This is a genomic window from Neorhizobium sp. 2083, from assembly GCF_031455615.1.
GTDB lineage: Bacteria > Pseudomonadota > Alphaproteobacteria > Rhizobiales > Rhizobiaceae > Neorhizobium.
In genome coordinates this window covers 177,555-195,842 of the sequence record NZ_JAVDTC010000002.1, presented here as the reverse complement: position 1 = coordinate 195,842, position 18,288 = coordinate 177,555, and the positions used below count along the sequence as shown (strand labels likewise).

Annotated in this window: 21 protein-coding genes; 10 read left to right on the top strand and 11 right to left on the bottom strand. The window is 62.4% G+C overall.

Annotation, left to right across the window (positions count from 1 at the left end):
* Positions 1 to 46: 46 nt before the first annotated feature.
* Positions 47 to 1,009 carry a pyridoxal-phosphate dependent enzyme gene (locus J2X76_RS09005; protein ID WP_310215123.1) on the bottom strand — a complete coding sequence of 321 codons (963 nt, stop codon included), beginning with the start codon at positions 1,007 to 1,009 and terminating at the stop codon, positions 47 to 49.
* A gap of 97 nt (positions 1,010 to 1,106) precedes the next feature.
* On the opposite strand from J2X76_RS09005, the gene J2X76_RS09000 reads away from it, so the two are divergent.
* Both J2X76_RS09000 and J2X76_RS08995 read left to right on the top strand, forming a co-directional pair.
* A complete protein-coding gene (locus tag J2X76_RS09000; RefSeq protein WP_162732148.1) occupies positions 1,107 to 1,568 on the top strand; it encodes an Lrp/AsnC family transcriptional regulator in 462 nt (153 codons plus the stop codon).
* 181 nt (positions 1,569 to 1,749) lie between these two features.
* Positions 1,750 to 2,709: an energy transducer TonB gene (locus J2X76_RS08995; protein ID WP_310215120.1), complete on the top strand. Its 960-nt coding sequence runs from the start codon at positions 1,750 to 1,752 to the stop codon at positions 2,707 to 2,709.
* 100 nt (positions 2,710 to 2,809) lie between these two features.
* Here the strand turns inward: J2X76_RS08995 and J2X76_RS08990 are convergent, their stop codons facing one another.
* Positions 2,810 to 4,138 (bottom strand): aspartate aminotransferase family protein, encoded by a 1,329-nt coding sequence (locus J2X76_RS08990; RefSeq protein WP_310215117.1) that lies wholly within the window; start codon positions 4,136 to 4,138, stop codon positions 2,810 to 2,812.
* 369 nt (positions 4,139 to 4,507) lie between these two features.
* Between J2X76_RS08990 and J2X76_RS08985 the strand changes: the two genes are divergently transcribed.
* Complete coding sequence (locus J2X76_RS08985) at positions 4,508 to 6,499, top strand: GAF domain-containing protein (RefSeq protein WP_310215116.1); 1,992 nt, start codon at positions 4,508 to 4,510, stop codon at positions 6,497 to 6,499.
* 4 nt (positions 6,500 to 6,503) lie between these two features.
* Positions 6,504 to 6,884, top strand: a complete 381-nt coding sequence (locus J2X76_RS08980) for a response regulator (protein ID WP_113126697.1) — start codon at positions 6,504 to 6,506, stop codon at positions 6,882 to 6,884.
* Between the two features lie 135 nt (positions 6,885 to 7,019).
* On the opposite strand, the gene J2X76_RS08975 is transcribed toward J2X76_RS08980, so the two are convergent.
* From J2X76_RS08975 to choX, 5 genes are all read right to left on the bottom strand, one after another.
* Positions 7,020 to 7,340: a helix-turn-helix transcriptional regulator gene (locus J2X76_RS08975; protein ID WP_037088025.1), complete on the bottom strand. Its 321-nt coding sequence runs from the start codon at positions 7,338 to 7,340 to the stop codon at positions 7,020 to 7,022.
* Between the two features lie 121 nt (positions 7,341 to 7,461).
* Entirely contained in the window at positions 7,462 to 8,211 is a 750-nt protein-coding gene (locus J2X76_RS08970; protein ID WP_113126698.1) for a HugZ family protein, read from the bottom strand.
* A 99-nt stretch (positions 8,212 to 8,310) separates the two neighbouring features.
* Positions 8,311 to 9,363 (bottom strand): choline ABC transporter ATP-binding protein, encoded by a 1,053-nt coding sequence (choV, locus tag J2X76_RS08965; RefSeq protein ID WP_113284126.1) that lies wholly within the window; start codon positions 9,361 to 9,363, stop codon positions 8,311 to 8,313.
* Positions 9,360 to 10,202 carry a choline ABC transporter permease subunit gene (gene choW, locus J2X76_RS08960; protein ID WP_113126763.1) on the bottom strand — a complete coding sequence of 281 codons (843 nt, stop codon included), beginning with the start codon at positions 10,200 to 10,202 and terminating at the stop codon, positions 9,360 to 9,362. Before choW ends, choV begins: the two co-directional genes overlap by 4 nt.
* Before the next feature lie 81 nt (positions 10,203 to 10,283).
* Entirely contained in the window at positions 10,284 to 11,240 is a 957-nt protein-coding gene (choX, locus tag J2X76_RS08955) for a choline ABC transporter substrate-binding protein (protein ID WP_113284127.1), read from the bottom strand.
* A gap of 197 nt (positions 11,241 to 11,437) precedes the next feature.
* Between choX and J2X76_RS08950 the strand changes: the two genes are divergently transcribed.
* Together J2X76_RS08950 and J2X76_RS08945 are read left to right on the top strand one after the other, a co-directional pair.
* On the top strand, positions 11,438 to 12,019 hold the full coding sequence (locus tag J2X76_RS08950) for a thymidine kinase (RefSeq protein WP_113126764.1): 582 nt from the start codon (positions 11,438 to 11,440) through the stop codon (positions 12,017 to 12,019).
* Between the two features lie 161 nt (positions 12,020 to 12,180).
* Positions 12,181 to 12,627 (top strand): pseudoazurin, encoded by a 447-nt coding sequence (locus J2X76_RS08945; RefSeq protein ID WP_113126701.1) that lies wholly within the window; start codon positions 12,181 to 12,183, stop codon positions 12,625 to 12,627.
* A 104-nt stretch (positions 12,628 to 12,731) separates the two neighbouring features.
* On the opposite strand, the gene J2X76_RS08940 is transcribed toward J2X76_RS08945, so the two are convergent.
* Positions 12,732 to 13,544 (bottom strand): oxidoreductase, encoded by an 813-nt coding sequence (locus tag J2X76_RS08940; RefSeq protein WP_113284128.1) that lies wholly within the window; start codon positions 13,542 to 13,544, stop codon positions 12,732 to 12,734.
* A 109-nt stretch (positions 13,545 to 13,653) separates the two neighbouring features.
* On the opposite strand from J2X76_RS08940, the gene J2X76_RS08935 reads away from it, so the two are divergent.
* From J2X76_RS08935 to J2X76_RS08925, 3 genes are all read left to right on the top strand, one after another.
* Positions 13,654 to 14,103 (top strand): helix-turn-helix domain-containing protein, encoded by a 450-nt coding sequence (locus tag J2X76_RS08935; RefSeq protein ID WP_113126703.1) that lies wholly within the window; start codon positions 13,654 to 13,656, stop codon positions 14,101 to 14,103.
* A gap of 81 nt (positions 14,104 to 14,184) precedes the next feature.
* The gene (locus J2X76_RS08930) at positions 14,185 to 15,123 is read left to right on the top strand and encodes a hypothetical protein (RefSeq protein ID WP_310215103.1); all 939 of its coding nucleotides are present in this window, start codon (positions 14,185 to 14,187) and stop codon (positions 15,121 to 15,123) included.
* A gap of 121 nt (positions 15,124 to 15,244) precedes the next feature.
* Positions 15,245 to 16,408, top strand: coding sequence for a DUF2333 family protein (locus J2X76_RS08925; protein ID WP_310215102.1), 1,164 nt, complete (start codon positions 15,245 to 15,247; stop codon positions 16,406 to 16,408).
* 6 nt (positions 16,409 to 16,414) lie between these two features.
* On the opposite strand, the gene J2X76_RS08920 is transcribed toward J2X76_RS08925, so the two are convergent.
* Both J2X76_RS08920 and J2X76_RS08915 read right to left on the bottom strand, forming a co-directional pair.
* Entirely contained in the window at positions 16,415 to 16,885 is a 471-nt protein-coding gene (locus J2X76_RS08920) for a PAS domain-containing protein (RefSeq protein WP_113126706.1), read from the bottom strand.
* A gap of 37 nt (positions 16,886 to 16,922) precedes the next feature.
* Positions 16,923 to 17,570 carry a LuxR C-terminal-related transcriptional regulator gene (locus J2X76_RS08915; protein WP_310216507.1) on the bottom strand — a complete coding sequence of 216 codons (648 nt, stop codon included), beginning with the start codon at positions 17,568 to 17,570 and terminating at the stop codon, positions 16,923 to 16,925.
* Between J2X76_RS08915 and J2X76_RS08910 the strand changes: the two genes are divergently transcribed.
* Positions 17,535 to 17,780: a hypothetical protein gene (locus J2X76_RS08910; RefSeq protein ID WP_310216584.1), complete on the top strand. Its 246-nt coding sequence runs from the start codon at positions 17,535 to 17,537 to the stop codon at positions 17,778 to 17,780. The genes J2X76_RS08915 and J2X76_RS08910 overlap by 36 nt on opposite strands.
* Before the next feature lie 25 nt (positions 17,781 to 17,805).
* On the opposite strand, the gene J2X76_RS08905 is transcribed toward J2X76_RS08910, so the two are convergent.
* The gene (locus J2X76_RS08905; protein ID WP_113126708.1) at positions 17,806 to 18,267 is read right to left on the bottom strand and encodes an Lrp/AsnC ligand binding domain-containing protein; all 462 of its coding nucleotides are present in this window, start codon (positions 18,265 to 18,267) and stop codon (positions 17,806 to 17,808) included.
* Positions 18,268 to 18,288 lie beyond the last annotated feature (21 nt).

Sequence of the window (18,288 nt, the reverse complement as noted above, 5' to 3'; positions counted from 1 at the left end):
GCGGTGCTGCTGCATTTCTCACTCACTCTTCCTGCCGGGTGCCGGATCAGGAAGGATTGCCGATCCTGACATTGCCGCCGCAGAGCACGGTTGCGACGGTGCGTCCGGCGAGGGGCGCCCCGTGGGCGAGCAGGCCGGCGACGCCCGCGGCTCCCGCTTCCTCGACCACCAGGCCGTAATGGATGCGGCAGAATTCCCGGGCGGCGCCGATTTGCGCCTCGTCCACCTCCCAGACGTCGTCGACGGTGACCCTCATGCAGTCCAGGGCGTAGGGAACGCATTCGCGGACGGCGATGCCGTCGGCAGCGGTGGCGGCGGTTTCCGTCGAAACGAGCCTGCCGCTTTCCCAGGACTGTTTCATCGCCGGCGCGTTGGCGGCGACCACGCCGATGACCCTGCAGCCCGGGGCATTCGCCCTGATCCAGGCGCCTATTCCGGTGAGCAGGGCGCCGTTGCCGAGCGGCACGACGACCGCATCGAGGGCCATGCCGTCGCGGGCAAGCCGTTCGGTGATCTCGAGCGCAATGGTGCCGGCGCCCTCGGCGATTTCCCGATGGGCTCCGTCTTCCACGAAGGCATAACCTCGATCCTCCGCATAGGCCCTGGCGGCGGACTTGGCCGCATCGAAATCCTCGCCGTGCAGGATGACCTCGGCGCCCAGCCGGCGCATGGCGTCGATCTTGGCCGGATTGGCGGTCTTGGCCGAAAAGATGACGACCTTGCGGCCCGCGCTGCGGCCGGCATAGGCCAGCCCCTGGCCGAAATTGCCGGCGGAGGCGGACACAACGGGCATGTTTCCGGCCGGCTGATTGCGCAACCACCAATCGGTGCCGCGGCCCTTGAAGGAGCGGATCGGGTTCAGTGTCTCGACCTTGGCAAAGAGGTTGAGGCCGAGAGCCAGATCGGCCGTCTGCTGCCCGATCAGCGGGCTGTTGGTGAAACAGGCATCGATGCGGGCGGCAGCGGCCCGGATGCCCTCGGCGGAAGGATGTGGCTGGTTCTTGGTCATGGCGGTAAGATGTCAGGGAAACACGGTGAGATTCCCTGGATTTTCAGAGATTACGGGTTTATTTCCTGACTGCTGGAGCAGATCGGGAATTTCTTTCATGCCTCTCACCGCAGCCGACCGCGAAATCCTCAAGCTCATGCAGCAGGATGCGACGATCACGCTCAACGAGCTCGCCCATCGGACGGGCCTTTCGCCCTCTTCGGCGCAACGGCGGCTGCAGAAGCTGAGGGACGACAAGGTGATCCTGCGCGATGTCTCCATCGTCGATCCGAAGAAGGTCGGCGCAAGCGTCTCGATGCTGGTGGAGGTGGAACTGGAGCGCGACCGCCCGGAGCTTCTTCCGCCGTTCCTGCGCTGGGTCACGGAGACGCCCGAAGTGCAGGAGGCGTGGGGTACATCCGGCCGCGGCGACTATACGCTCGTGATCATGGCACAGTCCGTGGAACATTTCGACACGCTTGCGGACAGGATGATGGAGCGCAATGCCAACATCCGCAAATTTACCACCAGCGTCGTCCTGAAGACGCTGAAACGGACGCTGGCGGTCACGGTCGAATGAAGAGGTACGGGGCCGCATCGAATGAAAGAGGGCCGTCGAGGCCGTCTTTTCGCATGTGGGCACGGGGCGATAATCTCGGATGGCAGACGTTATCCGGGCTTGAAGCAATGCGTCACCACCCTAGGTTTGGGACGGTCTTCGGCGCCAGCCAGCCTGCCGCCAACACGGGATGGGGTGGTCCATGCGTTTCTTTCTTGTCTGCGGGTTTTGGATACTGTCTGCGGCGACCGCGGCACATGCGGCCCAGCCGTCTGCTGCCGAGGAACTGCCGTTCGAGGCACAGGTCCAACCCTGCTGGTCCCCGCCTGCGGGCGCCGACACGCCTGTCACCGTCGCCTTCACGCTCAACCCCGACGGCAGCCTGGATCAGAAGCCGGTGATCAAGAAAAAAGGCGATGGTGCGCTGAACGAGGCTTTCGCCCAGTCGGCCCTGCGCGCCGTCCTGCGGTGCAGTCCGTACAAGGTTACCGACAAGCTGGAATTCGAGACGACCTTTATTCCCGATCCAACCAAGGCGCGGCCGAGTGCTGCCGCGCCCCACAAGGACCCGGCGGCCGATGTGCAGGATGGTGATCCGCGCACCCGCATCGTCGATTTCGGCACGGTGAAGATCAGTTTCAAGGTGCCGGAAGGGCTCTGTGCCATCGATCCGAAACGGGGCGGCTATCATGAAAGGCTTTGGAAGGCGCTGGCGCCACCGCTGCAGAGGAAAGCGGAATTGAAGTCCCTGGATGTCGATTGCGTATCGCTCAAGGCATCCGAGGCCGGCGGCGACAAGCGCCCGAAATACGCTTTCACGATGATGCGCTATTACGGAGGCGGCCAGCCCGTTCCGGCGGACCTCCCGACTTTTCTGGACGAACTGGAGAAAGACACGCAGCCCCTGACGCCGCGGTTCTGGGAAGATCCTCCCGTCGCGGGATCACCTTTCCTCGGACGGGACGACCGCGCAGCCTACGCAGCGCAGCGCTTCCTGGAGGATGGAAAGGTCGTGCTGTCGGGCGTCAGCGCCTTCACCCTGGTGGGGAGGATGCCGATATTGATGAACCATTATGCGGTCGAAGGCCCTGACCTTGCGGCAGAACGCCAATCGGGCATGGCCGGAATCGTCGCGGGCATGCAGGTCATCAGCGGCGATTGAAGCCACGGCCGGGTCCCGGCTTGAAGCTCAATCCTTTGGGAGCAAGGCGTGAGAAGGGGAAAAGGCGGACACCCGCCTTTTCCCGTGTCGCGACGACGGCTCAGATATTGCTCGTCAGGATCTCGCGCAATTTCCCGAAGATCTCGTCGATATGGTGCTTTTCGACGATCAGCGGCGGGGACATGGCGATGGTGTCGCCGGTGGTGCGGATCAGCAGGCCGTTTTCATAGGCCTTCAGGAAGGCCGTGAAGGCGCGCTTCGTCGGTTCGCCGGCGATCGGGTCGAGTTCGATGGCGCCGATCAGGCCGAGGTTTCTGATGTCGATGACGTTGGGCAGGTCCCTCAGCGAATGCAGGCCGGCTTCCCAATAGGGGGCGATGTCGCGGGCGCGGTCGAACAGGCCTTCTTCCTTGTAGGTTTCAAGCGTCGCAAGGCCGGCGGCGGAGGCGATCGGGTTGCCGGAATAGGTATAGCCGTGCATGAACTCGATCATGTGCTCCGGCCCGGTCATGAAGGCGTCATGGATCTCGGAGGTGACGAACACGGCGCCCATCGGGATCACGCCGTTGGTCAGGCCCTTGGCGGTGGTGATGATATCCGGCTTGACGTCGAAATACTGGGCCGCGAACGGGGCGCCTAGGCGGCCGAAGCCGGTGATGACTTCGTCGAAGATCAAGAGGATGCCGTGCTTGGTGCAGATCTCGCGCAGCTTCTGCAGATAGCCCTTCGGCGGGATGAGCACGCCGGTCGAACCGGCAACGGGCTCGACGATGACGGCGGCGACGGTCGAGGCGTCGTGCAGCGTGACGATGCGTTCGAGCTCGGCGGCGAGATCGCCGCCATGCTCCGGCTCACCCTTGGTGAAGGCGTTCTTGCCCGGCAGGTGGGTGTGGGGCAGGTGGTCCACGCCGGTCAGAAGCGTGCCGAACATCTTTCGGTTGGAGACGATGCCGCCGACCGAGATGCCGCCGAAATTGACGCCGTGATAACCGCGCTCGCGGCCGATCAGGCGGAAGCGCGAGCCGTTGCCCTTCACGCGGTGATAGGCGAGCGCCACCTTCAATGCCGTCTCGACCGATTCCGATCCGGAATTTGTGTAGAGGACATGGTTCATGCCCTCAGGCGCGATATCGACGAGGCGGTTGGCAAGTTCGAAGGCCTTGGGGTGGCCCAGCTGAAAGGCGGGTGCATAATCCAGCTCGCCTGCCTGTTCGCGGATCGCCTCGGTGATCTTCGGACGGCAGTGGCCGGCATTGACACACCAGAGGCCGGCGGTGGCATCGAGCACCTGGCGGCCGTCATGGGTCGTGTAGTGCATATCCTTGGCACTGACGAAAAGGCGGGGTTCCTGCTTGAACTGGCGGTTTGCCGTGAACGGCATCCAGAACGCCCGCAGGTCGTTGGGCGTGGTATTCAGGCGATTGGACATGACATTCTCCATGGCCATTCGGTTTCTTCGGGTGGCCATTTCCCGGTCGGCGTCATTGCACCAAGTTTTGACTACATGGTCAAATTATCAGCGGGATCAGGGGCGTCAACCGCCTTCGAGGCGAGGGTAGGCCCGAATTCCTGCATCCCGGCGAAATGGCTAAGGGCAAGTCTTTTCCAATCGAGGATGCGGCGGGGCGGGGTGGGCCGGCCGCGCGGATTTCCGGCCAAGGGCTCAAGGATTACAACGGGTTTCGGCCACGGCTGAAATTTAACCGCGCGTCTCTGGTCTTTTGGCGAAAGCGACCAATATCGCCTAAAAACTTCAATTCCGAGACCGTCATTGGCCGACCCCGATCCAAGCGAAGACATGCCAAACGAAGACATGGATGTCGAGCGGCTGGAAGCGCTCGATGCGTACAATATCATGGACACCGAGCCGGAGCCGGAGTTCGACGATATCGTGCTTGTCGCTTCCACCCTCTGCGATACGCCCGTGGCGCTCATCAGCCTGATCGAGAAGGACCGACAGTGGTTCAAGGCACGCGTCGGTTTCGAGGCGAGCGAGATGCCGATCGAGCAGTCGATCTGCTCCCACGCGCTCGGCAGTTCCGATGTGCTCGTGATCCCGGACCTGCGGCTTGATCAGCGCACGCGCACCAATACGCTTACGACCAGCGAGCGGCGGCTCCGCTTTTATGCCGGCGCACCGCTTATGACGCCGGACGAGGTGGTCATCGGCACCCTTTGCGTCATGGATGTCGAGCCGCGGCCGCAGGGGCTGGGGGAGGGGCAGACGGCGGCGCTTCAGGCGCTTGCCCGGCAGGTCGTGACGCTTCTGGAAATGCGGCGGATCTCGCAGCGCAAGGACGACCTGTTCCGGCGCCAGAAGTCGATCAGCGCCAATATCCGTTCCAGCGTCAATGCGAATCTCGCGGCTCAGGAGGCGGGACGGGTCGGCACGTTTGAAATCGACATCGCGAGTTCGATGATCAGGGTATCGCGGGAGTTCTGCCGGATCTTCCACGTGCCCGTCGCCGAGGCCTATCCGGCACGGACCTTCGAGGCGATGGTGCTGCCGCAGGACAAGGAATTGCAGTCCAGCGACGCGACCAGACGGGAGGGGAGCGCGCCCCTCGATGTCGAATACCGCATTCGCGTGCCGGGATACGGGGTGCGCTGGATCGCCCGCAATGCCAGCTTCCGCCATGACGAGGCGGGCCGCCCGGTCAAGATGATCGGCACGGTCCGCGACGTGACCGCTGCCAAGCGGGAGGCAGCGCGCGTGCAGGCTCTGCTCGATCTCGGTGACCGCCTGCAGGACCTCAGCGACGTGGAATCGATGGCGGTCGCCGCCGGAGACCTGATGGCCAAGGCTCTCGACGCGACGCGCGCCGGTTTCGGCATCGTCAACGCGGCGGACGAGACCGTGGTCGTGCCGCCGGAATGGTGCGCGCCCGGCGTGAAGAGCCTTGCCGGACTGCACCGTTTCCGGGACTACGGTTCCTTCATCGACGACCTGAAGCGCGGTGAAGCGGTTGTCGTCGCCGATGTCGCCACGGACCCGCGAACACGCAGCCACGCCGAGGCGCTTCTGACGCTCGGCATCCGCGTGCTCGTCAACGTGCCGATCTTCGAGCTCGGGCGTTTCGGGCTTATCGCCTTCATCCATCACGATCAGCCCTACCCATGGGTCGAAGAGGAGATTTCCTTCGTCCGCAGCTTCGGCAACCGCATCCAGATCGCCATGTCGCGGGTGCAGGCCGAACAGGAGCAGCAGATGCTCAACAGGGAGATGAGCCACCGGCTGAAGAATACGTTGTCGATGGTGCAGGCGATCGCCACCCAAACGCTGCGGCCGGTTGCCGAACGGGACCTTGTGGAAGCGTTCGAGAAACGGCTGCATGCGCTCAGCACCGCCCACGACATCCTGTTCGAGCAGAACTGGACCAGCGCCTCTGTCTATGCGGTCGTCGACCGGACGATGAACGGGCTCGGAGTCCGCGACCGGATCGATGCCCAGGGGCCGAATGTGCGGTTCGGTCCGAAGGGTTCGCTGTCGCTGTCGCTCTTGATCCATGAGCTGACTACGAACGCGATGAAATACGGGGCGCTTTCCAACGACAGCGGGCGGGTGGCGATCGACTGGCGCATCGAAGGAACGGGGCAGGACGCGATCTTCCGCCTTTCCTGGCGGGAGACCGGCGGGCCGGCCCCGCGCGAGCCGCAACGCAGAGGTTTCGGCTCAAAGCTCATTCGGATGGGATTGATCGGAACCGGGGGTGTCCTCGTGAGTTATGATCTCCCGGGGTTCAGCGCTGAGATGACGGCTGTGCTCCTTCAGTTGGCACAGGCAGATTGACGGGATGGGACAGTCCACACCGCTAAACAACAGGGCAGTCCTCGTCGTCGAGGATGAACCCCTCTTGCGCATGATGGCAATCGATCTGGTGGAGGACGCGGGATTCGACGCGGTCGAAGCCGCCGATGCCGACGAGGCGGTGAGGATTCTCGAGACACGCAAGGACATCCGGATCGTGTTTACCGATATCGACATGCCCGGCAGCATGGACGGGATGAAGCTGGCGGCTGCCGTGCGCGACCGCTGGCCACCGATCGACATCATCATCGTTTCGGGACATGTCAGTCTGAGCGAAGCGGATCTGCCGGATCGCAGCGTGTTCTTTTCCAAACCCTACGACTGGCAGAAGGTGGTCGCCACATTGCATCGCATGGCCGCGCATTAGGCCGCGGTTACCTCGATCCTGCGCCTGCAGGGCTCCCTATCCGGTCAGCAGGCCCGGCATGGAAATGCCCCAGCCCCGACCATCATGTCGGGGGCTGGGGCAGAGCAGCGTGACCTCATGTCAGCGCTGTCATTCTCACGCGGCTGCTGATTTCTTCTGCACTGGAGCACAGTAAATTTCTTCCAGCGTCTCAAGGACCTTCAGGACCGACTCGGACGAGCTGGAGTAATAAATGGTCTGCGCATCGCGGCGGGTTTTCACCAGCTTCTGCGCCCGCAGCTTGGAAAGGTGTTGCGACAGCGCAGACTGGCTGAGGCCCACTTGCGAAGCGAGCGCGCCAACGGCGACTTCGCCTTTGACCAGGCAACACAGGATCAGCAACCGTTTCGGGTTTGCCATGGCAGACAGCAGGCCTGCGGCTGCGTTGGAATGCTCAGATAGTGCCATCGTATCCATACGTTTTAAATTCCCCTCGTATTCCAAGCGGCCCCCCGCTTCAAAAATCGCCCATCGTGATATGGGAGAAAATTAACAAGGAGCAAAAGGGATTGTACATCCCTAAATTTCAGGTAACCGATTATAGTATTTTAGCGATCCCAAAAACATAATCAAGAACGGCTTCCGGGTTCTTTGCCAGAGTTTCAAATTCGTGCCTGAGTTGAACATCACCTGCGATAAGGTCGATTCCCGCCCGGTCGACGCCACCGAAGCGCCAGGTTTTCCCGTTTTCCGTGCCGAGATGGGCAGCGAAAATCTGGGCTCGGTCTGTCATATTTTTTAAATCTTCCTGAAGGCGCAGCCAGTCCGAAGTGATTCCCGGCTCGGGAATCACCAGGTCCGATCCGGTCAGCACGTATGCGCGGCCGAATCCCCCGTTAAGGGACGCGGCCTGCGGAGTGATTCGGAAGAAGCGAAAATCGCCGAAATCCGCATACAATGCGGCCTTCGGGTGCCGGTCGAGGAAACGCTGGCGTATGCGCGCATGCTCGGGCGTATCGCGGGCGACGGCCTCGGCGAGGCATTGAACGGTGATCCGCGGATGGGCAAGCGGATCGCCCTTGCCGGGTTCGCCGGCAAGAAGCGAGCAGCGCGGATCGGCGATCAGCGCTTTCGTATGGCCGGAGAGGCCGGATACGAGGATGACCGGCACGCCGTCGACATCGGTACCGGTGAGCGCCCGGCTGGCGGAGGGGAAACCGGTCTCCGGATCGAGGACAGCAAGCGCCATGTATCGCGCGCCTCGGACCAGCGTGCGGGCAAGCCGGCGGGCTTCGTCGTCCGTGTCGCGCAGCACCTGCGGCTTGTCGGTTTTTTCTTCGTCCGCCAACGCGTTGTTTTCCCCATCCGTCTGCCGGCAAAAGACCGGCCTGCCGCCGGCATAGCATCCGGCGGCGGCAAACGAAAGGTGATTTGAGCACTCAGCTTATCAGGCGTCGCGCAGCCGGTGGCGGGTGAGGCCCGCAATCACGTCGTCGGATGAAATGGTGCCGACGATCGTGCCGTTGTCGACCACGCCGATGGCACCTGGCTGCCGCGACAGCGCATCGAGGATGTCGATCAGCGGCGTCGTCGCCAGCGCGGTCCCGGAGACCGCCGTGGAGCCTGCCGCGGGGCTCACTCCCGTCCGCATCACGTCGCCGGCGGTCAGCATGCTGATCGGGTTGAGGTGCTGCACGAAATCGGCGACATACTGGTCGGCCGGATCGCGGACGATCTCCTGCGGCGTGCCGCACTGGATGATGCGCCCGCCCTCCATGATGGCGATGCGGTTGCCGATCCTGAAGGCTTCGTCGAGGTCGTGGCTGACGAAGAGGATGGTCTTCTTCAGCCGCCGCTGGAATTCGAGAAGCTCGTCCTGCAGGCGGGTGCGGATCAGCGGATCGAGTGCGGAGAAGGGCTCGTCCATCAGGAGGATCGGCGCCCCGGTCGCAAAGGCGCGGGCAAGGCCAACGCGCTGCTGCATGCCGCCCGACAGTTCGCCGACCTTGCGGCCGGCCCATTTCGTCAGGTTGACCAGTTCGAGCTGCTCGCCGACCCGCTTGCTGCGCTCGGCATCGGCAACGCCCGCAAGCTCCAGGCCGAAGCCGACATTTTCCGAGACCGTGCGCCAGGGGAGAAGGCCGAACTGCTGGAAGACCATCGAGACGTTGTGCATGCGCAGGTCACGCAGCACTTTGGGGTTCGACTTGTAGGGATCGACCGGGCCCGAGGGAGTGGCGACGCTGACATTGCCGCGCACGACGGGGGCCAGCCCGTTGACGGCGCGCAGCAGTGTCGATTTGCCCGAGCCCGACAGGCCCATCAGCACCAGGATCTCGCCCTCGCGGATGGTGAGCGAGGCATTGGCGACGCCCATGACGATGCCGGTCGCGGCACTGATCTCGTCGCGGGTCTTGCCCTGATCCACCATGGCCAGCGCCCGTTCCGGCTTATCGCCGAAGACGATGTCGACCTTGTCGAAAACAACACAATCCGTCATTGGCCGTCTCCCGTCGATGTGCGGAACATGCGGTCGAGAATGATCGCCAGGATGACGATGCAGAGGCCCGAATCGAAGCCGCGGGCGACGTTGACCGTGTTCAGCGCGCGCAGCACCGGCACGCCGAGGCCGTTGGCGCCGACGAGCGCAGCGATGACGACCATTGACAGCGACAGCATGATCGTCTGGGTCAGGCCGGCCATGATCTGCGGCATGGCATAGGGCAGTTCCACCTTGCGCAGGATCTGCGACGGGGTGGCGCCAAAGGCGACGGCCGCCTCCCGAAGCGAGCTCGGGGTCGAGACGATGCCGAGGCGGGTCAGGCGGATCGGCGCCGGGATCGCGAAGATCACGGTGGCGATCAGGCCCGGAACCATGCCGAGGCCGAAGAGGATCAGCGCCGGGATGAGGTAGACGAAGCTCGGGAGCGTCTGCATCAGGTCGAGGACCGGCCGCATGGCTTCGTAGAACCATTGGCGGCGGGCGGCGGCGATGCCGAGCGGCACGCCGACCACCATGCTGACGGCCGTCGAGGCGAGCACCAGCGCCAGCGTTTCCGCAGTCTCCTTCCAGTAGCCCTGGTTGAAGATCAGGAGCAGGCCGAAGAAGGTGAAGGCCGCGAGCACGATGGAACGGCGCAGCCAGAAGGAAAGCCCCGTCATGGCGGCCATAACGACCAGCGGATGCGGCGTCGCAAGACACCACAAAAGACCGTTGATCACGGCCAGGAGAACGGAGGAAAGCCAGTCGAAGAACCAGTCGGCATTCGCCGTCAACCAGTCAACGACCGCCTTCGCCCAGGAACCGATAGGTATTCGATGATCTGCGATCCAATCCACGAGAAAACTGCCGTCCATAGGGAGAGAAAGGGCGGGCTCCGGGGCAGGCGGTGCGCCGCCCCGGACACATTTTCGGGACTGTTAGAGGCCGAGCGCCTTCTTGACGGCCGGAAGGCCGTCCTTGCCGTCATAGGTGGTGACGCCGGCGACCCAGGGCTCGATGACCTTCGGATTGGCCTTCAGCCAGGCCTTGGCCGCGGCGTTGGGATCCTCGCTGTCGTTGAGGATCTTGCCCATGATGGTGTTTTCCATGTCGAGCGTGAACTTCACGTTCTTGAGGAGCTTGCCGAGATTCGGGCACTGGGCGACAAAACCGCCGCGCGCCACGGTATAAACCGTCGCGCCGCCGTAGTTCGGGCCGAAAACGGTATCGTCGCCGCCGGCGAGATAGGTGATCTCATGGGCAACGTTCATCGGATGCGGCGCCCAGGCGAGGAAGACGATCGGCTTGCTGTCCTTGTCGGCGCGGGTGACCTGGGTCAGCATGCCCTGCTCGGAGGATTCGACGACCTGGAAGCCCTTGAGGTTGAAGGTGTTGGCATCGATCAGCGATACGATCATGCCGTTGCCTTCATTGCCCGGCTCGATGCCGTAGATCTTGCCGTCCAGTTCCTTCTTGTGGGTGGCGATATCCTTGAAGTCCTTGATGCCGAGCTTGGCGCCCGCGGCATTGGTGCCGAGCGTGTACTTGGCGCCTTCGAGGTTGACGGCGATGCTCTCGATCGACTTGTCGTCGATATAGGGCTGCAGCGCATCTTTCTGCGCCGGCATCCAGTTGCCGAGGAAGAGGTCGATATCCTTGTTCTTCATGGAAGAATAGGTCACCGGAACGCCGAGCGTCTTGACGTCCGCCTTGTAGCCGAGGGCCTCGAGGACCTGGATGAAAGAGGCGTTGGTCGAGGCCAGGTCCGTCCAGCCCACGTCCGAGATGCGGACGGTCTTGCAGGCTTCGGGCTCGGCGGCGGCTGCGGTGCCGACGATCGCAAGGATCGATGCGGCAGCGACGAGCGTGGTCTTCAGTGAGGTAGTCATGCGCATGGGCTGCTCCCGTTTTTTTGGTTCCCGCCATTATCAATATATGCTGCGACGAGGCAAGCGCGCGCATTCGCGGCGGAGAATGGGGTGCATTTGCGACATTTGTGACTTTCTCGCCCGGCGTCGCCCGATCTGCAGTTTCCTGTGGTTTTCGGCGAAGCCCGCTTTTCTTGAATCCCGATCGCGATCAGAAGGCAGATATGGCCAAGCTCTATTTCCACTACGCCACCATGAACGCCGGCAAGTCGACCATGCTTCTGCAGGCGTCCTATAACTACCGCGAACGCGGGATGCGCACGGCGATCTTCACCGCGTCGCTGGACGACCGCGCCGGCCACGGCCGCGTTGCCTCGCGGATCGGGCTTTCTTCGGATGCCATTCCCTTCGGGCCCTCGGACGATCTCTTCTCGAACATCGAGGCGATGCATGCGGAGGAGCCGATCGCCTGCGTGTTCGTGGACGAGGCACAGTTCCTGTCGCCCGAACAGGTCTGGCAGCTTGCGCGGATCTCCGACCGGGTCGGCATCCCGGTGATGACCTATGGTCTGCGGACCGATTTCCAGGGCAAGCTGTTTCCCGGCTCGCTGGAACTGCTGGCGGTCGCCGACGAGTTGAGGGAGGTGCGCACCATCTGCCATTGCGGGCGCAAGGCGACCATGGTGGTGCGGCTGAGCGAGAATGGCGAACTGGTGCGCGAAGGCGCGCAGGTCGAAGTCGGCGGCAACGAGAAATACGTCTCGCTCTGCCGGCGGCACTGGGAAGACCAGATGCGCTGCGATTGATGTCGCGAGTTAAACTTCCCGTTTACCGTGTGAGGCGGAAAGCCGCGGCAACGAGCCAAAATTGACGCTGGTCAAAGTTCGGGGCCGGCAACATATTTAAGTTGCAGCTCAGAAACGCCCCGGCATAACGGGGCCGTGGTTCCCAGCAGGAGTTTCCTCGCATGCGCAAGACCGCCAAGACCTTCACGCTCGCCACCAGCCTCGCCTTGTTTGCCCTGCCGGCGCTCAGCGCCGAGATCGAGGTCAAGATGCTCAACAAGGGCAGCGACGGGGAGGCGATGGTGTTCGAGCCGGCGGCCGTCAAGGTGCAGCCGGGCGATACGATCAAGTTCGTGCCGGTCGACAAGGGACATGACGTGGTATCGATGCCGGGCCTCGTGCCGGACGGGGTTGCCGAAATCAAGGGCAAGATCAGCCAGGAAGTGTCCTTCACGGCCGACAAGCCGGGCGCCTACGTCTTCAAATGTACGCCTCATTTCGGCATGGGCATGGTCGCGGTGATCCTCGTCGGCGACGCGCCCGCCAATCTCGATGCGGTCAAGAGCGCAAAGATGCCGAAAAAGGCGAAGGATCGGCTCGATGCGGAGATCGCCAAGCTGGGGCTTTGAGCTTCCGGACCGAGCGAACCCCCGCTGCGGGAGCCTTCGGCTCGAACGGGACGTCAAGCCGAGGGTTCTTTGCAGAAAACGGATCCGGATGAGTTCTTCGGGACTCAGGCGGGAAAGCCGTTGAACTTGCGCAGGATGCCGTCAACCAGCCTTTCCGGCATGAAACGGCGCAGCGAACGCACCTGGCGCGACTGTTTGCCTGCGGAATAGCGCAGCTTCGGCTTCTTTGCCGTTGCAGCTTTGACCACCATGTCGGCAACCACCTGCGGAGCGTCGCCTGCCTCGACCCACTGGCGCATCAGGTTTTCGCTGCGCACCCGTTCGGAGGCATAGGCTGCCAGCGGCTGGTCGGCGCGCGTCAGATTTTCTTCGAAAGAGGTGCGCGTGACGCCGGGCTCGACGAGCACGACGCGGATGCCGAGGGCGCGAACCTCATGATCGAGCGATTCCGAATAACCTTCGACGGCGTGTTTGGTCGAGGCGTAGAAGGCATTGAACGGAGAAGGTATCAGGCCCAGGATCGAGCTCATGTTGATGATCCGGCCGCTCTTCTGGGCGCGCATGACGGGCAGTGTCGCATTGACGACGCGCGCCACTCCGAAGACGTTTACATCGAACAGTCGCTGCGCCTGAGCGATCGAGGATTCTTCGGCGCCGCCGAGCAGGCCGATGCCGGCATTGTTGACCACGAGATCCAGTCGGCCAGCCCGCTTTACAATGTCCGCGACCATTGCCTGCACCGCAGTCTCGTCCGTCACGTCGCAGACCAGCATGGTGACGCCTGCGGGGTTGGCGACGGGTTTGCGGCTGGTGCCGAACACCCTGTATCCGGCCTTTGCCAGGGATTGCGCCGTAACCAGGCCGATGCCTGACGATGCACCGGTGACCAGCGCAACGCCTCTGTTTCTTTCGCTCATGTGTGTCTCTCTCTTTTTTGGGTATGGATCATCGTCTGAAAATCAGATACTATCATTTCAGTAGTAAGTCACTATCAAATCGATATCAACGCTTAGAAAAAATCACTTCATGAACACTTCGAATGAATCACTCCCCCAATGCCCCGTTGCTCGTGGCCTCACCTTCGTGGGCGACACCTGGAGCATCTTGATCCTCCGCGATGCCCATGAGGGCCTCACCCGTTTCGACCAGTTCCGAAAAAGCCTCGGGATCGCGCCGACCATTCTGACGCGGCGGCTGGCGAGCCTCACAAAGGACGGATTGCTGGAAAAACACCTCTACTCGGAGCGGCCGCCCCGGGAGGAATATGTGCTGACGGAGGCAGGCCGGGATTTCCTGCCGGTGCTTATCATGATCGGCGCCTGGGCACAGCGAAACTGTGACGGCAATCTGGCCCGGTATATCGACGTCGAAACGGGTCGCGAGATCGAGCCGATCGGCATAGATGCCGTGACGGGAGCGAAGCTCGGAAGCCGCCCCATGCGCATGGGGCTCGTCCAGAAAGGGGATGACACCTGATTTTTCCCGGCAATCCAGCCGGGATGGCGTGGCATAATTTCGCGACCGCGTTATCTTCGTCTTCGACGGGGGAGAAGGCGCGTGGCGGCAAACCAGAATTTTGACAGCGAGATCGAGCGGATCGGCGGCCTGTTGACCGGAATGCGCGAGGCGCTCGGCGAGGTCGGCGCCCTGCTTGCCGAGACTGCGAGGGATTTTAACCTGCCGGATGAGGAGAGGCTCGCCGCGCAGGCCGATCGGCTGGCGGCAGCCATGCCGGAGCGTCAGGCGATCGAGGCGGCGATGGCGCGGCTGGTCGCGAATTTATCGGACGAGATCGGCATCTGTGCCCGACAATTCGACGATCGCGAGGTGCCGACACGGTTCGAAACATTGATCGGTTATGTTTCCGGGGCCGCCAGGCATCGCCGCCAGCAGGCCCGTTGGCGCAGCCCCGCGCCGCTCGATCGGCTGGGCGAACTTCTGCGCCGGGCCGATCTGCTGGCCGGACTGATCCGGCGGGAGCGGGATTTCCTGATCGGGCAGCGGCGGGAAAGCGAGGGCGATCTTATCACGTTCGTCGATCACCGGCCGGAGATGGCCGAAAAGCTGCGCGGCGGGGATGGCGCGGCGATGACGGGCATGGAGGTGATCGGCCGCACGGAACCAGCGATCAAGGTCTTCCAGGATTTTGTCACCGGGCTCAACGCGAAGGCAGGCAGTTGCAACATCCTCCTGCACAAGCTGATGGCCGATACCGAAAACCTGCTCATCCTCTACCGCGTGGTGGCCGATGCTGGCGGGCGAGGCGATGCCGGCCTGAAGCCCGAGCTCTATCCGCATCTGGTGCCCGAGATTGAACGGTTCACAAGCGGCATGCTGACATTGCACGGCCTCGACCGGCGGCGGGATCGCGCCGACCAGGCCTTTGCCGAGCGATTTCCCGCGGAGGCCGCGGGCGAGGCGGTTAAAGGGGAGGCCGGGCAAACCGGCTTTCGGCTGCCGACGATATCCGGCCTCAGGGCTGTATGGTCCCGATAGGCCGGCCTCCTGTCCTTTCCCTGGTTGCGGCGAAACGTTGCGCCCCGTTGTGCTTGCGGTGCCGAGCACATATGTGTGAGCAAGCCCAATCGGATGCACACGGCCTCACGAGGAGACAGCGATGCTCGACCGGATTACCGCCTTCTTTCAAGGGATCGGCCAGGCCGTCGGGCGCGGCATGGGATTGCTGGTCGCCTGGATCGTCTGGCCCTTCATGGCCGCGCATGGCTGGTACGGAAAGCGTCACTGGATGGTGAGGGGGCCGATCCTCGCCTTTCTCGTGCTGCTGATCGGGCTCTACGGCTATTTCTTCTGGCAGACGCAGGTCTGGACCAATTTCAATCCGAATTTCGTCGACAGCTACCGCTGGTCCGAGCGCACCGTGCCGGCCGGCCAGGAACTTCCGGTTTCCAAGCCGGCAGTCGCCAATACCACGACTTCCGCAACCGGCGCCCCGGCGGCCGGCGCGCGGCAGTGCCAGTCGTCGGCGATCGTCGATGCGGCCGCCGACCTCACCGACATGAACGTCAATCAGAACGCCTGGATATCCTCGATGCTGCTCTACCGGCTCGGGTTCTTCGGTATCGACTGGGATCACACGCCTTTCCTCGACAACAAGGCTTCGTTCCAGCGCGGCGTCAACCAGGCGGTCAGGCGCACCGCGACCGAGCTCGTCGATACGCTCGGACGGGTGCGCGGAACGTCGAGCATCAACAACAATCTCCAGGACGCGCGCGGCAACCTGCAGTTCGACGAATTTTCCTGGTATTTCGGCCTCAGTCCCTTCGGACCGAAAACGCCGACGCCAAGCTATTATCGCGCCGCGATCGGTAAGCTGAGGGCCTTCAACACCGACCTGACCTCCTGCAACGCCACTTTCGACGGCCGCGCCGACAACCTGATCCAGTTCATCGACCGGATCGCCAACGATCTCGGCGGCACCTCGGCGATCCTGCGGGAGCGCTCTGAGAACTACAATGCCGGCTGGTTCGACACGCGCGCCGACGACCGCTTCTGGTTCGCCTATGGCCAGCTGTACGGTTACTATGCCGTGCTGACGGCCGCCGGCGCAGATTTCTCCCAGGTGATCCGCGAGCGCAATATCGGGCCGCTCTGGACCGATACGCTGTCGCAGTTCAAGTCGGCGCTGCGCATCCAGCCGGCAATCATCTCCAACGGTCGCGAAGACGGCTGGATCATGCCGAGCCACCTGGCGGTGATGGGCTTCTATATCCTGAGAGTCCGCTCGAACCTCGTGGAAGTGCGCTCGGTGCTCGACCGCTGAGCGCGGTCAGTCCTTCGGAAGACTGGGTTCGTCGAGGAAAAACGTTACACCGGGACGTTCGGCGAAGAACTCGTAGGTGATGCCGACGACCTCGCCGCTCGTGCCCGGCTTGTCACGGAACTTGCCGACGCTGCGGACGTATTTGTAGTGCTCGGCATCGGCCTTGACGCGGTAGATATTGTGATAGGTGAGGCGCTGGCCGCTGGCGCGCTCATAGGTTTCCATCAATTGCGGCATGTCGTCGGGATGGATCCGCGAGGTGATGGCGACCATGTTCATGGGGCCGTCCTTCGGCTCCAGGCCCAGGATGCGACAGACATCCTCGGTCGCAAAGAAGTGGCCGGTGTCCAGATCGATCCGCCAATAACCGTAGAAACGGAAGGCTGAGACAAGTTCAACGACTTCGTCTGTCGTAAGTCCCACTTCCTGGTATTGAGTATTGACGCGTTTTTCGGTGTGTTCGACCCAAAACGTCAATCTTTTTCTCCCATAGGCCGGGAGAAACGCCCCAACCTCACACTATGAGTCTCAATCTCAACGCCTTAGCTACCAACTGGGTGCGGTTGACGCAATCCAGTTTCTTTATGGCATTGGTCATATATGCGTTAACGGTGTGGTCCGAGAGGGAAAGGATCCGGCCGATCTCGGAAGAGGTTTTGCCCTGCGCCGTCCAGCGGACCACCTCCAGCTCGCGGGTGGTGAGCGGACCGGCGGTGCCGGTATGGGTACTGCGGCGGATATTGTCGAACACATTGAAGGCATGCAGCACGATCATGCCGATCTCGTTGAGCTCCACCTGGCTCAGCCGGGGCCGGGTACCGTCGAAGCGCAGCATGAACCGGGCGCCATCGATCGAATGCGTTGCCATCGCGACGCTGGAGATGATCTCGAAGCGGCGCTGCAGATCGTCCATTTCGGCCGGGACGGAGAAGCCGCGCACGCTTTCCGGATCGTCGATCGACCAACAGAAGGGAAGGGCGGATTTGGTGATGATCGGCGCCACCGGGCACAGCTTCAAAAGGCGGCGGCGGTCGAACTCCTGGACATAGGCCGCAGGCAGCGTCGTCTCGACGATCATCCGCGACAAAAGTACCTCGTCGGCCCTGGTAGCGACGAAAAGCGTGATATGGCGAAACCCGAACTCATGGGCGATGCGCTTCATCGCGGCAAATATTTCAACACGCGAATCCGCGGCGGAAATCTCGCTGTTCAGAATCGATTGCCGTTCCAAGGTGATCATGCGGGCGAAGCTGGCGGATGGTTTATGTTACCGTTAAGAAATATACAAATCTGTTTGAATAGCCAGCGAAATTTCGTGCAGCGCAGCAGAAACCCGCCATATTTCCGATACTCGCTCACTTTATTTCCATAAATTCATGGGGTTACCGAAATGAGATTTATACGGGGATATGTCCCGTCGCCTTGATTTCCTCCATGACCGCATAGGTGTGGGTTTCCCGCACCCCCGGAAGCGGGAGAATCACCTCCGAGAGGAATTGCCGGTAGGCCTCCATTCCAGCGACCCGCGCCTTTACCAGATAATCGAAGCCGCCCGCCACCATGTGGCATTCCATGACGTCGTCGCTGCGCTTCACGGCGGCGGCGAATGCGTCGAAAACGTCGGGCGTGGTGCGGTCGAGTTTGACCTGCACGAAGACGAGCAGATTGCGTCCGAGCTTTTCCGGCGACAGCAAAGCGCTATAACCGGTGATGTAACCTTCACGGGTCAGCCGCTTGACGCGTTCGGCGGTCGCCGTCGGTGAAAGCGAGACGCGATCGGCGAGTTCGAGATTGCTCAGGCGCCCCTCTTTCTGGAGTGCGCGGAGGATTTTCCGGTCGAGACGGTCGAGGTCTTTCATGTTTCGCTACAGTTTTCTGAA